We start from the raw sequence: 13,842 nt of genomic DNA, 5'->3' as shown, positions 1-13,842 counted from the left end.
ATGAAACGACAGAATAAGACAGTTTTATACAGAAGAGCCAAAGATATCCTTTGTAACAACGAAGGTGCAAGTATCGTATTGGTTACGATCATATCCATTCTTGTAGTTACGAGTGTAATTATCCTGTCTGTGAGTGTTAATACTTTGATGGCTTCGGCAGATAAACAATACTTTCAGGATCAGGCTTACGAGGCGGCTAAGAGTATGGGATCTGCTTTGGATTCGCTTATAGCCGGCGGAAATCTCCCTTTGGATGAATACAACGGTCAGGTGCTTGTCAGTGATGAAGATCCTGAAAACCTGGTAAAAGTAAACGCAATAGCTAAGAGCAAAAACGCTGAGTATTTTGATGTTATTATCACTGCAACGGCGGCAGATGAGGAATATGTCTATACACTTACATATTTCAAATCCGGAAAGATGTTCATGCGGGTAAGCTGATATGAAGAAGATAAGAAAGAATTATCAATTAATAAGAGACACCAAAGGTGAAACGATAGTTGAAGTGGTTATCGCTTTTGCTTTGCTGTCGATCATGATGGTCATGTTCACTCAAAGCATATCGTATGCTTCCAGAACGGACATCAGAGCTGGTAATATCCGGAAATATAACGATCAGGCTCTGACCGAACTTCAGCACAGGATTGCAACCAAGACTAATACAGAGTCTCCGGCTCCTTTACAGGTCTTTAACGGTAAAGCGGTTTCCAGGCTTGTATACAACATTGAAGTTGAGGGTCAGACCTATACGTATTATGTTTATGTAGCGGATGAGTAATGATATGAAAAAGCAGGTAAAGGAAACAAGAAAAGGTATTACTCTTGTTGAGCTGGTAGTTGCAATGGCATTAACAGCTTTATTTGCAGCTGCATGCGTTATGCTCATCCTGCCTGTTTCTAAGATCTATACCAGAGCGCTTGATGAGAACAGGGCTCAGATCGTAGCTGATTCCGTTGTTGAAGCATTGAGAACGGAATGTTTAAAGGCCATTATTACGGGTACAGGTGATGCCTGGATAGCAAATCCTGACGATTATGACGGAACAGTAATGACAGATGTGGATCTGAAACCGGCTGGAAGCGTTCTTGTATTCAGGAGGAACAGCAAATATTGTGAGACAATTGCTGCAAATTATGTGCTTGGTGATACACTGAGTGCCGCTGTTTTTGAGAAGGATATGTCTGAAGCGTCATTTAAAGACGAAGACGGGGACGCGAACGGAACTGTCAGCCGTTCTATTTACAGCATTGATGAGGCTGATGCCAGATCAGGTTTGGTCCATTACGGATATTATGAAAGCAATGCCGTTGAGATAAGCGGGGATCAGTATATTTATCCTTTTGATTATTTTGATTTCACTAATCCGTTCACTCAGGCTACATATATGGGGTATACGGTTGAACTGAGATTCCATGATCTTAAGTACACTTCTGAAGATATTCCCAGACCTGCATATGTTACATGTGATGTGACTGTATTGGATACGAAAGGCTCTGTATATACAAGAAGCGCCGTGCTTTGCTTCCAGTAAGCATTGACATTATTACTTTCTCATATATTAAGTGTTTCATTCATATTTCGTTTGCAAACTCCGTTTTTGACGGTATCGGGTTAATAAATTGTTACTCAACCATTAATTGTGGCATAAATGTGTTGAAGTCCGTTTGGGGATGGGTTATAGTAAGACCATCAAGCAAGTCAAACACTTTTGACAAAACAAACAAACTCACTTAGGGTGAATCAAAAAGGAGGTCACTAAGATGAAAAAGTTAGGTAAATCAACAAAGAAGGGCTTCACATTAGTTGAGCTTATCGTAGTTCTCGTTATCCTCGCAGTACTCGCAGCTATGCTTGTTCCTGCACTTACAGGCTACATCAAGAGAGCTAGACAGGAAAAGGACTATCAGATGGCAGCTACAGTATTGACAGCAGCTCAGTCCGCAGCAACATATCAGTATTCACAGGGCAATCCTTCTACAGGTACTCTTACAATTACTGGTGCTACTGATGCAGGAAACAATACAAAAGTTATGGATCTGATCGGTGATGCAAGTGGTTTAGTTACTGATATTTCGTTCACTTCGGATACAAACGGTATTATTACCGGAGGCTCGGTAAAGATCAACAAGTATACATATACTTGGAATCCTGGTACTGCTACATGGACAGCATCTTAAGTTTAATCAAAATCAATAGAGTAGATTAAATCAACTATCGCACCGGGTTCGAAAGAACCCGGTGTTCTTTTATGCACTTTTTGCATTTCGGCTCACAGTGTATAATCAAAGTCAGAATCATCTGTTAAGGAGAGGCTGACCTTGGTTTTATCTTATCCGTTATTTGAGATACCTTTTATCGGTATATACCTGATCGTTCTGGCATTTGTGTTCGGAGCGGTCTTTGCGAGTTTTATCACCTGTACTGCCTGGCGTGTTGTTCGCCATGAGGACTGGATGGGAGGTCACAGCCACTGCGACACGTGCGGACACGAACTGTCGACGGCTGATCTTTTTCCTGTTGTTTCCTATATTGCTTTGAAGGGCAAGTGCAGATACTGTGGTTCCAAGGTGCCGCCGAGAGATCTGATCTTCGAGATAATATTGGGTCTGGTTTTTGCTGCAACGTTGTGGCTCCACGGTGCTGTTGATGCCGTTGTTATCGCCACTCTGACTCTTGAAGTGCTGCTTTTGGGACTGTCACTGGCTGACTGGGATTCGGGTGTTATCCCGGACGGATTCCTTGCAGCGATCCTTGTCGTATGGATCATGACGGTGGGATTCATGCCTGAGATGCAGAAATATGCTGTGGAGGGACTTATCGCATCTGCATGCGTAGGTTTTGCCATGGTAATCGTCACAGCCATTATCGGCAAGGTGAAAAATACCAAGATGAGTTATGGTCCTGCCAAGCTTGCAATGTGCCTGATGCTGTTCTGCCGCATACAGGGTGCTGTAATAGCTGTGAGCATTGCGGTTGTGCTTGGTGTCGTTTTCGCGCTCGTATGCAAGTCAAAGAATAGAAAGATATCTCTGGCGCCGGCTATTTCGATAGGTGTAATAGTTGCTTTGATACTAAAAGATATTATTGGAATTGTCTTCCAGATTCATTTTGTATAACGGTTAATTGCTTTTTAGTAAAGAAGATGTAGAATAACAGTATAAGAGTGCTACCGGAAGACGGTTGACCTCAAGATTGACTAAAAAACAAGCCGCATCTTTGGTCGAGGGCGGCTTATTTCTTTACTTTCAAACAAAGTGCAATGATCGAGACTATAAGGATACCGATAGTGAGCAATACGCTCAGTATTTCATAATCGCTCATATGCATCACCTCCCGTACCTGCAACGTTTCTTTTAAAGAATGTTGCAGTTGATGGTGAGGTCAACCGCCAGAACGCCAAGCGTCACGAATACCGTGCCGATAGCACTCCTTGATAATTCTACTATTTATTCTGGATGCTTGTACGTGGTATGTGCAGGACGAAAGTCGATTCACGTCAATACTGAAAGTTTTTGTCCTCAAAACCGAATATTGACATTTTCATTAGGCAAAGTATATTATCTGTCCAATTTTGGTTCTCGATATATTTTTATAATTGCTGTCCCGGTTTGATACGTAAGGTTTGACTTATCTGCGGCCGTCCTATATAATGTGCTAGTTTGAAATCCACGCACGAGAGGGGGGATAAAGATGTCTGAGATTAAAGTTAAGGAAGGCGAGTCCCTTGACAGTGCACTTCGCAGATTTAAGCGTTCTTGCGCAAAGTCAGGCGTTCTTGCAGAAGTTCGTAAGAGAGAACATTACGAGAAGCCTTCTGTAAAGAGAAAGAAGAAGTCTGAAGCAGCTCGCAAGAGAAAGCATTGATAAGACTTAAATGAGACCGTCCGGCAAGGGCGGTCTTTTTTTGCCTTGGTTTTTCGGACAGTTTGATCTGCCGGTATGTAAAGACTATTTGTTTTTTGTAATATTTCCTCTGTTTTTGCTATAATATCTCCAATAAAGATAAAGTTGAGATATTAGATATGTTGTTGACCGGTAAGAACTGGCGCTTATCGGCATCCCAAAAAGTAGGGGATGCTGATACGCTTCTTGATGTATTGCTAAAAAACCGCGGGATAACCGAAGGGCAATCCGTAGAACAATTTCTGTCTGAGGATGACGGTATCTGGCACGATCCGTTCCTTTATAATGACATGCGCAAGGCTGTGGATATCATCAATGAGACCATTGATAATCACGGCAAGATACTCGTTTACGGCGATTACGACTGCGACGGCGTAACGGCCACATCGATCCTCGTCAGGTATTTCAGGAGCCATCAGGCGAATGTGCAGTATATCGTTCCGCACAGGGCCGAGCACGGCTACGGGCTTACAGAGAAGATAATGGACAAGGTGGTCGAGAAGCACCCTGACCTTGTCATAACGGTTGACTGCGGCGTCACCAACATCGACACCGTTCAGGAACTCAAGAACAGAGGCATCAAGGTCATAGTGACCGATCACCACAATGTTAAGGATGAACTTCCGCCAGCTGACTGCGTTATCTGCGCCAAGAGGGCGGACAACACATATCCTTTCATTGACCTTTGCGGCGCGGGCGTTGCATTAAAGCTCGTAGAGGCTTTGGGCAAGGACGGCACGCATAAAGTGACAGGCAATATCTGGCGTCAGGCAATAGAGCTTGCAGGACTTGCAACCATAGCTGACCTTGTGTCTGTCACCAATGAGAACAGAACGATAATCAAGCGTGCTTTCAAGAGCATGAAGAACCCGTCAAATGTAGGCGTGGGCATCATGAACGAGATGCTCCTGGCACCCGGAAAGACTTTAGACGAGACATTTATCTCGTTTAATTTCGTACCGCGAATTAATGCTGCCGGAAGGCTTTACGATTCGGCTGATGCATTAAAGCTCTTTTTGGAGAATAATCCTACGGAAGCCAAGAATGCTGCACAGGATCTCACACGTGAGAATGACGAGCGCAAGGAGATAGAGGCAAAAGTCTTCGATGAGGCAAGAAACCAGCTCGAGAACCCTTCAAGGCCCGAGAAATGGTCTCTGACCAATACCTGCGGTCCCATCGTTGTATACGGCAAGGACTGGCACCAGGGAGTTCTCGGAATCGTTGCGGGCAAACTGTCACAGTTTTACGGAAGGTCGGCTCTGGTATTTACAGATGATGCAACCGAACCCGGATGTGCCAAGGGTTCCGGAAGAGCATTCGGTGATTTCGATCTTTATGAATGCCTGGAGAGGATATCCGATAAGCTCGTTAATTTCGGCGGACATAAGAAGGCCGCGGGACTTCTTGTAAGAAAGTCCGACATGGCGGCATTCATGGAGGCACTCGAGAAAGAGGCTGCAAAGATCTTCGAAGAGAAGGGCAGGTCCGGCGAGGAGAATGAGGAAGACGCGATCTGCGCGGAGTGCGAGATACTGCCTGAAGGGCTTGATTTCGCATCATACAGGGAGGTCAGCAAGCTCAGACCTTTCGGTATAGGTAATCCGAAGCCCATCTTTGTTACATATGGTCTTGTGATCACAAATATCGCCCAGATGAGCGCAGGAGCGCACATAAGGCTCGACCTGACTGATAAGACCGGGAGGATCACGCTGTCGGCAGTCGGCTTCGGAATGGGCGATTATTTCAATATCTTGAGGGCGGGCGACAGGATCGATATCGCCTACACGCTTAACGAATACAGCTACAGGGGAGAGACTTCGTTAAGTCTCCATCTGGAGGATATAAGGCCGGAAGATCCCGACAGCTTTATGTGGAAGAAGGCTGATATCGCCGAGAAGCTCTATACGAGCGGGCTCGCGATGGACCAGATAGCCAAGATGGCGCCGGGTGAGGACATTACGAAGACCATGAGACCTACTCCGGAACAGTACGGAGCCTGCTATAAGGCCATTGAGAAGTTCGGAGGCACCGCAATGTCCACTGTTGACCTCGGACTTCTTGCAAGATTGGTGTCGAACAATTATGATATTGCGATAACACCGTTTCAGGTGAAGAGGTGTCTTGAGGTCTTTGCGGACTGCAGGCTCATCAGACTCAGAACGGTAACGCCTTTGAGGGTATGCTTCAACATCCTTCAGACGGGCGACAAAGTAAAACTCAGTGATTCTGAGGTGTATAGGAGAATACAAGGTGACCAGGGATAAGAACGACAAGGAATTTAATGCCGTAACCGAAGAGGAAGTGCAGGCCGAGGCCGAACGCGCTTATCTTTCGGATGACAGCATAAAGCCCGATATCCCCCTGGATCTGGAAGAGAAGTTCCGTCAGATAGTTGAGCTCTATGACGAGTATGCCAAAGCGGCTGATCTCGATGAGAAAGACATCGAGAATGACAACGCTCAGATGGAGAAGGCTTTTATCTTCGCATATAAGGCGCACCGTCACCAGAAGAGAAAGACGGGCGAGCCTTATATCACGCACCCTGTTGCTGTTGCTCTCATCCTGGCTGATCTTAAGGTCGACGTGGCCACGATCGAGGCGGCTCTTCTCCACGATACGATAGAGGACACGATAGTCGATGACCAGATGGTCACCGAGAAGTTCGGTCCTGTCGTCTGCAGCCTTGTTGACGGCGTCACAAAGCTCAATTCAAGCCTCGACAACATCGTTTATAATTCAAAAGTGGATATACAGGCGATCAACATCCGTAAGATGTTCATTGCTCTTACAGACGATATCAGAGTCATATTCATCAAGCTCGCGGACCGTCTTCACAACATGAGGACGTTAAAGTCCATGAGCCCCGAAAAGCAGATCGAAAAGGCTCAGGAGACGCTTGATATCTACGTTCCTTTCGCGGGAAGGTTCGGTATCTACAAGATCAAGTGGGAACTTGAGGATCTGTGCTTAAGATATCTTCACCCGGACGATTACTATGAGCTCGTAAAGCTCGTAAACGGCAACCGTACCCAGAGGGAAGACTTCATGGCGGACGTGGTTTCCGAGATCAGGGGCAAGCTCGAGGAGAACGGTATCGTTCACTACGACATTGAAGGACGCCCGAAGCACTTTTACAGCATCTATAAGAAGATGCATGAGAAGGGCAAGACGATAGACGAGATCTACGATCTTTTCGCATGCAGGATAATAGTCGATGAGGTCATTGAATGTTACCAGGTGCTCGGAATCATACACGAGATGTACCAGCACGTTCCGGGGCGTTTCAAGGACTATATCGCCATGCCGAAGGAGAACAAGTACCAGTCCATCCACACGACTGTCGTAAGCCATACGGGTACTCCTTTCGAGGTGCAGATAAGGACTTTCGCGATGCACCAGATCGCCGAATTCGGCGTAGCGGCACACTGGCATTACAAGGAGGCCGGCAATTCTCACGAATTCAAGGCTGACAAGTTCGACACGAAGATAAACGAGATGAGACAGATAATCGATTCCCAGAACGAGCTCACCGACTCGGGCGAGTTCCTGGAATCGTTCAAGATGAACATCGCGCCCGACGAGATCTTTGTCTACACTCCTAAGCATGAGGTAGTTAAGCTTCCTAAGGGTTCCTGTCCGATCGATTTCGCGTATGCGATCCACTCCGGCATCGGCAACCATATGCACGGCGCAAAGGTAAACGGCCGTATCGTGCCGCTGTCTTACGAGCTCAAGAACGGCGATATCGTGGAGATCCTCTCGAGCAGCAAGCTCGTAAAAGGACCTTCCAGAGACTGGGTATCCATCGCGCGCACCGCAAATGCGAGAGCCAAGATCAACGCATGGTTCAAGCGTGAGGCGAGAGGAGATAACATCGCTACGGGAAGAGAGCTCCTTACGAACGAGATCACGCGTAACGGTTTCGATCCCGCGAAGCTCCTGATGCACAAGTCCATCGAGATAATTCTGAAGCGTAATAATTTCCAGTCCTTAGACGACATGTTCGCCGCTCTGGGATACGGATCCATCAGCGTCAGCAAGGTGTTCTCGCGCCTTCGTGACGACTATATAAGGAACATCTCCGAAGAGGAGCGCCGCGCCTTGGGTTACCGTGTCACGGCAGACGGAAACGTCGCATACAGCCCGCAGGAGATCCCGATCGAACTCGGTAAGGCTGACCAGACACGCAATTCGAAGGGTTCGAAGAAGAATGCGCAGCCCGAGAGCTCCAAGCAGGTGCTCTCAATTGACGGCGCCACGATCAACGCGCTTGGTGCAGACCCGCACCAGACGGTTGTTCCGGGCACCAAGGGCAACGATCCGATCGTTGCCGCAGCAGCCGGTACGAAGCCTTCCAGAAATGCTCGTGCAGATGCCGCAAGACGCGCGCACAGCAACGATGTCGTGGTTGTTAACGGTCTCGATACGATCGTCACGCACATCTCAAACTGCTGCCACCCGATCTACGGTGACGAGATTATCGGCTACATTACGCAGGAGAAGGGCGTAGGCATCCATAAGGTCACATGCAATAACATTCAGAACATAATGAGGAACCGTGATGCATCGCCTAAGGCAGAGGAGAGATTCCACCGCCTTGTGGCCGTCAAGTGGCTTTCAAAGGCGAAGTTCTCGACATACGACGTATGCCTTGTGATAATCGCTCTGAAGCGTCCGGGGCTCATTATGGACGTCATCGACAAGATGAACAGCGAGAAGATCGATGTTGAGAAGATCAACACCGTTCTGGACGGGCCTGAGGCAAGGCTCTATGCCAACATCAACATCTCGAGCAGGGAACAGCTCGACCGTATCTGCGATAAGCTCCTGCAGGTGAAAGATGTTGTGGATGTTATCAGAAACTGACAGATTGCTTCTTTTAAACAAAAACTGCCGTGCTTTGCTTGCGCGGCAGTTTTTTATTAGTATGACGGGCATGTCCCGAACCTCAGGTGAAAGTCCTGAGGGGCGTAGTTGCCGACGAACCTTAAAGCGACTTGCAAGGTTTGTACCGTGAGGTGCAGGCGAGAAGAAGCAATAGCGAAACCGTGGCTTGACGGACAGAAACCTGATATTAAGGCGTGTTGAGCGGATGAGATGGCTTGAGACATCAAAGTCCTAAAGGCAACCGTAACCTCAATGCGTAAATCAGGCGAGTAAACGGGGAAAGGTTCGGGGCTTATCCCGTGAGGTCTCACAGACGGAGCACGATCCGTAGTAACAACGAACTGTGAGAAGTCAGCAGAAGCCATAGTACCGAGTAATCGGGAAGGGTGGAACAATTTAACCGTGCGACGCAAATGTATGTCCTGAGGATATGCCCGACAGTGGTAGGATGAAACGTATATGAAATCTGAACACACAACATAAGGCTGAGTCCGAGGGAGCGGAAAGGAGAAGAGCACACAAGGCAATGTCAGAACTGCTCGACAAAATCTTACATAAGGACAATATGAACGAAGCCTACAAACGGGTCTGTGCCAATAAGGGTGCGGGCGGAGTTGACGGTGTCAGTACAGATGAACTTGGTGAGTATATCAAGGCAAATTGGCCTACGATAAAAGAGCAGATACTACGAAGGGAATACAAGCCTCAACCCGTCAGACGAGTAGAAATACCCAAACCTAATGGCGGAAAGAGAAAACTTGGAATCCCTACAGCAATGGACAGAGTAATCCAGCAGGCAATAGTACAAGTGATAGGACCGATATGCGACCCGCATTTCTCGGAGTTCAGTTATGGCTTTCGTCCGAACAGAAGCTGTGAGATGGCAATAAGAAAAGTCCTTGAATACTTAAATGAGGACTACACGTGGATTGTGGATATAGACTTGGAGAAATTCTTCGACAACGTACCACAAGACAGACTAATGAGCTACGTTCACATACTGATTAACGATGGAGACACGGAATCTCTGATACGCAAATATCTCAAGGCAGGTGTAATGACCCCGGAAGGATACGAGCAAACAGAAATGGGAACACCGCAGGGCGGCAACCTCTCACCATTACTTAGCAACATAATGCTGAATGAATTGGACAAAGAACTTGAAAACAGAGGACTGCACTTCGCAAGATATGCTGACGACTGCATAATTGCAGTAAAGAGCGAAGCAAGTGCAAAGCGTGTGATGTACTCCATCACGTCTTGGATAGAAAGGAAACTCGGACTCAAGGTCAACGCAGAAAAGACTAAGATTGTCAGACCGACGAAAGTCAAATACCTCGGGTTTGGATTCTACAAAGACCCAAAGACACTTGAATGGAAAGCAAGACCACACCAAGACTCTGTCGCCAAGTTCAAACGCAGACTCAAAGCCTTGACGCAAAGAAAGAATTCAATGAGATTAGGATTGAGAATTGAGAAGATTAACCAAGTAACGAGAGGTTGGATAAACTACTTTGCATTAGGAGATATGAAGTCAACAATATCTGACATTGACGCACATTTAAGGACAAGGATTAGAACCATTATCTGGAAACAATGGAAGGTGCCGAGCAAGAGACAATGGGGACTCCAAAAACTCGGAGTATCCAAAGACTTAGCAAGACTGACATCGTATTGTGGAGACAGATACCAATGGGTCGTGACCAAGACTTGCGTATCACGGGCAATCTCAAAAGAGGTGCTTGGCAGGGCAGGTCTTATCAGTTGCCTTGATTACTACAATGAGCGCCACGCTTTGAAGTTAAGTTGAACCGCCGTATGCCGAACGGCACGTGCGGTGGTGTGAGAGGGGGATTAAATTCCCCCTACTCGATTTCTGAAGTTATACTGGGAAAATCATGTATCCCCGTAATACTCGTCGTCATATCCGCCGACATAGCTGATATTGAAGAGAATCATCGGCTTTCTGCCTGATTTCGAGTGCACGAAATTCTTTATCTGTTCCCTGAAATTGCGCTTCTGAAGGAAAGCTTCGATGCTGCCTGCCTTGGTGCTGGCCTGCTTGAGCAGATCGTCGACCTTGTCGGAGATGAGCTCGTACATCACATCGATGTTCTCCGTATCGTCAAAGCATCCAATGGAATTGACCGCGGGACTGCAGGCGAGGTCGCCTGTCTCCTCATTGACCGTGATGGCGATCGCAAGGACACCGTCCTCACTTAAGTGGATCCTGTCCGTAAGCACCCTGTCGTCTGCGTCGACCGTACCCGTGCCGTCGATGAGAACGGGGGAGGCGGGAACGTGATCGGCGATCTTTGCACCGTCTGCACGGAGCTCTAATACATCGCCGTTTTCAAGGATATGGATATCCTCTTCCTTCATGCCGAGACTCTCTGCCATCTCCTTGTGGAGGCAGAGCATCCTGTATTCGCCGTGGACGGGAATAAAGTATTTGGGCTTTATCAGGGTGTGGAGCATCATGAGTTCATCCCTGTATGCGTGACCAGAGACGTGAACGTCCGCGAGTGACTGGTAAATGACGTGCGCGCCCTTCTTGTAGAGCTCGTTGATAACGCGGTAGATGGGCTTCTCGTTGCCCGGGATGGGGTCTGCCGATATGATGACCGTATCGCCCTTTGTGATGTCAACGGAGCTGTGTGATGAGTATGCCATACGCGTAAGAGCACTCATCGGCTCTGCCTGCGAACCGGTGGTGAGGACGACGATCTTGTTGTCAGGATAGTTGTCTATCGCATCGATGTCGATAAGCGTGTCAGGCTTGATGTCGATGTAACCTAATGTGTTCGCGATGTTGAATACCTGTACCATCGAACGGCCCGACAGGCAGACATGACGTCCGTATTTCTCCGCTGCGGTGATTATCTGCTGCATGCGGTGAACGTGCGACGAGAACGTGGCGACGATGATGCGGCCCTCAGCTTTGCGGAAGTAGTGCGAAAAAGCTTCGCCGACGTGCTTTTCGGACGGGGAGAAGCCGTCTATCTCGACGTTCGTGCTCTCGCACATGAACATCAGGACGCCTTCCTTGCCGAGCTCGCCCAAACGCTGGAGATTTATGGTCTTGCCGTTGATCGGCGTATAGTCGATCTTGAAGTCGCCGGAGTGAACGATCCTGCCGACGGGGGTATTGATGCAGAGCGCATAGGAGTCGGCGATGGAGTGGTTGACTCTGATGAATTCGGCGGAGAATGCCTTGCCCAGGCTTATTATGTCACCGTTCTTGCATGTGGACAGCTTAATTCCCTCGAAAGGGACGTTCTTATCCTGAAGCTTGAGCTTTATGAGTTCTATGGCCATCGTGCCGCCGAAAACGGGACACTTGAATTCTCTGAGGAAATAGGGAAGGGAACCGATATGGTCCTCGTGTCCGTGCGTGATGAGGATGCCCCTGAGTTTTTCCTGATTGCGTCTGATGTAAGTGAAATCAGGGATGACGCAGTCGACACCCGGCATGTTCTCTTCGGGAAAACTCATTCCGCAGTCGACGATTATTATGTCGTTGCCGTACTCGAATGCCGTCATGTTCTTGCCGATCTCACCGATGCCTCCGAGCGGGATTATCTTGACCGGCTGCTGATTCTTGTATTTGGGATCTTTTATCCCGTGTCTTTTTGAATTGCTGCTCATAATTGTTCCTTTGTATTAAAACGCAAATACTTCCCGTATCCCGAGAAGTATTTGAAACGTTGTATTCTTGTTTACTGTGCTATTACGGTCCGTTTGCACGTGGAGTGGTTACCCGACTCGCCGTCTTCGGCGTATATGTCTATGTGGTATCCCTTGACTCCCGGTCCTCTGTCTTCAACGGTGTAATATCCGTCGCCTCCCAACGGGTCGTTCTCGATATAGATTACCGTTCCGGCAGGATAGATGGACCAGTCTGCCGCACAGGTGCGTCCTTCGGTGCATGTCGTTCCCGTAGCGGTGCTCTTGCTGTAGCCGCCGTTGCCCGTGGGCTGGGGACCGTAGAATGTGATCGTGCAGGTATTGCCCTCACCTGAAGGTGCGGCCTTCTTTTCTTCTGTAGTCGTTGCCCTGGTTGTAACTTCAGCCGTTGTGGAAGATGTCGGCTTGTTTGTCGGCTTCGGCTTGGGCGTCGGCGTGTTGGTGGGCTTTGTCTCAGTTGTGAGTGAAGCCTTAACGTAGTTGCCGTTGTATGTCCTGTACCAGCCGTTTGAAGTAACAGCGCATACGTCGATCTGATCGCCTGCGAAAACGCTCTTTACGACATCGTATTCAGTGCCGGGACCTTTTCTTACGTTGATCGTGGTCTTGGCATATACTGCAAGATATAATTCTTTTTCTGTTATGTACTCTGTAGTCTCAGCAGTTGTTGTAACCGTGGTGGCTTCTGTTGTAGCTTCTGTTGTGGTTGCCGCGGTTGTTGTCGTTGTTGCGTCAGCAGCGGAAGCAGAAGTCTCTGATGTATTTTCTGTTGCATCTGCAATGCTCTCGGCCGTTCCTTCAGATGTGGAAGGTTCGGTAGCATCTGTGCCGTCGGCTGAAGAGCCTGATGCTTCGGTCATATCTGCGAATTCGGTAACAGATGTATCTGTCTCATCGGATGTCAGGATATCAGCCGAAGTCTCTGCGACTGTTTCAACAGGCTGAGCCACAACAGGCGTGTAGTCCAGAGCCGAATCAACAGCAAAAGTAGCCGTGGCACAGAGAGATACTACGACAACGCAATTGACGGCTGAGATGATCTTAGCGCGTGTAATGTTATAGAATTCTTTTATTCCGATCAGTTTCAAAAATCTGATTCTCCTTGTTTCTTTCTCCTCTGTTTCGAGGGCAGAATTGCAAATATATTATATCATACTTTGATTTTTAGGCATTATCAGTGAAAAATCGGGCATTTTTGTATGGAATCTTCACTTAAGGCCCAATGGACCTCTTTACCGCAAAAGTGATTTTGAGTAAAGCGTTTTTCGTAATTTGTCAATTGATTGTCACAACTATGCAAGGCATGTAATTTTTTAAGCGTCTATAATCTAGACACCGACAGGGGGAGTCTTAAGCGAGGG

At 47.7% G+C, this 13,842-nt stretch carries 12 protein-coding genes; 9 read left to right on the top strand and 3 right to left on the bottom strand.

Annotated features, from left to right (window positions below; genetic code table 11):
- The 5 genes from BO18_RS19820 (at position 1) to BO18_RS33175 (ending at position 3,117) form a co-directional block, all read left to right on the top strand.
- The gene (locus tag BO18_RS19820) at positions 1-441 is read left to right on the top strand and encodes a hypothetical protein (protein WP_034449098.1); all 441 of its coding nucleotides are present in this window, start codon (positions 1-3) and stop codon (positions 439-441) included.
- Position 442: 1 nt separating this feature from the next.
- The gene (locus BO18_RS19815; RefSeq protein ID WP_034449097.1) at positions 443-778 is read left to right on the top strand and encodes a hypothetical protein; all 336 of its coding nucleotides are present in this window, start codon (positions 443-445) and stop codon (positions 776-778) included.
- 4 nt (positions 779-782) lie between these two features.
- Complete coding sequence (locus tag BO18_RS19810; RefSeq protein ID WP_185752523.1) at positions 783-1,532, top strand: PilW family protein; 750 nt, start codon at positions 783-785, stop codon at positions 1,530-1,532.
- 229 nt (positions 1,533-1,761) lie between these two features.
- Positions 1,762-2,178 carry a type IV pilin protein gene (locus BO18_RS33180; RefSeq protein WP_051688987.1) on the top strand — a complete coding sequence of 139 codons (417 nt, stop codon included), beginning with the start codon at positions 1,762-1,764 and terminating at the stop codon, positions 2,176-2,178.
- 141 nt (positions 2,179-2,319) lie between these two features.
- Positions 2,320-3,117, top strand: a complete 798-nt coding sequence (locus BO18_RS33175) for a prepilin peptidase (RefSeq protein WP_051688986.1) — start codon at positions 2,320-2,322, stop codon at positions 3,115-3,117.
- A gap of 115 nt (positions 3,118-3,232) precedes the next feature.
- Here BO18_RS33175 and BO18_RS35700 read toward each other — a convergent pair whose 3' ends face one another.
- Entirely contained in the window at positions 3,233-3,322 is a 90-nt protein-coding gene (locus BO18_RS35700; protein ID WP_242856597.1) for a putative holin-like toxin, read from the bottom strand.
- 369 nt (positions 3,323-3,691) lie between these two features.
- Here BO18_RS35700 and rpsU point away from each other — a divergent pair, with 369 nt between their 5' ends.
- The 4 genes from rpsU to ltrA all read left to right on the top strand — a co-directional run bounded on the left by rpsU (position 3,692) and on the right by ltrA (position 10,604).
- Entirely contained in the window at positions 3,692-3,865 is a 174-nt protein-coding gene (rpsU, locus tag BO18_RS19795; protein WP_028506978.1) for a 30S ribosomal protein S21, read from the top strand.
- Positions 3,866-4,023: 158 nt separating this feature from the next.
- A complete protein-coding gene (gene recJ, locus BO18_RS19790; RefSeq protein ID WP_034449092.1) occupies positions 4,024-6,171 on the top strand; it encodes a single-stranded-DNA-specific exonuclease RecJ in 2,148 nt (715 codons plus the stop codon).
- Positions 6,158-8,773 carry a RelA/SpoT family protein gene (locus tag BO18_RS19785; RefSeq protein WP_051688985.1) on the top strand — a complete coding sequence of 872 codons (2,616 nt, stop codon included), beginning with the start codon at positions 6,158-6,160 and terminating at the stop codon, positions 8,771-8,773. Before recJ ends, BO18_RS19785 begins: the two co-directional genes overlap by 14 nt.
- Before the next feature lie 547 nt (positions 8,774-9,320).
- Positions 9,321-10,604, top strand: coding sequence for a group II intron reverse transcriptase/maturase (ltrA, locus tag BO18_RS19780; protein WP_034449090.1), 1,284 nt, complete (start codon positions 9,321-9,323; stop codon positions 10,602-10,604).
- Between the two features lie 86 nt (positions 10,605-10,690).
- Here ltrA and BO18_RS19775 read toward each other — a convergent pair whose 3' ends face one another.
- Entirely contained in the window at positions 10,691-12,442 is a 1,752-nt protein-coding gene (locus BO18_RS19775) for a ribonuclease J (RefSeq protein ID WP_051688984.1), read from the bottom strand.
- A 71-nt stretch (positions 12,443-12,513) separates the two neighbouring features.
- Complete coding sequence (locus BO18_RS19770) at positions 12,514-13,569, bottom strand: 3D domain-containing protein (RefSeq protein WP_034449088.1); 1,056 nt, start codon at positions 13,567-13,569, stop codon at positions 12,514-12,516.
- Positions 13,570-13,842 lie beyond the last annotated feature (273 nt).

This window comes from Butyrivibrio sp. AE2032, assembly GCF_000702965.1.
The sequence above is the reverse complement of the archived record's forward strand: the minus strand, read 5'-3'. Positions and strand labels throughout refer to the sequence as shown.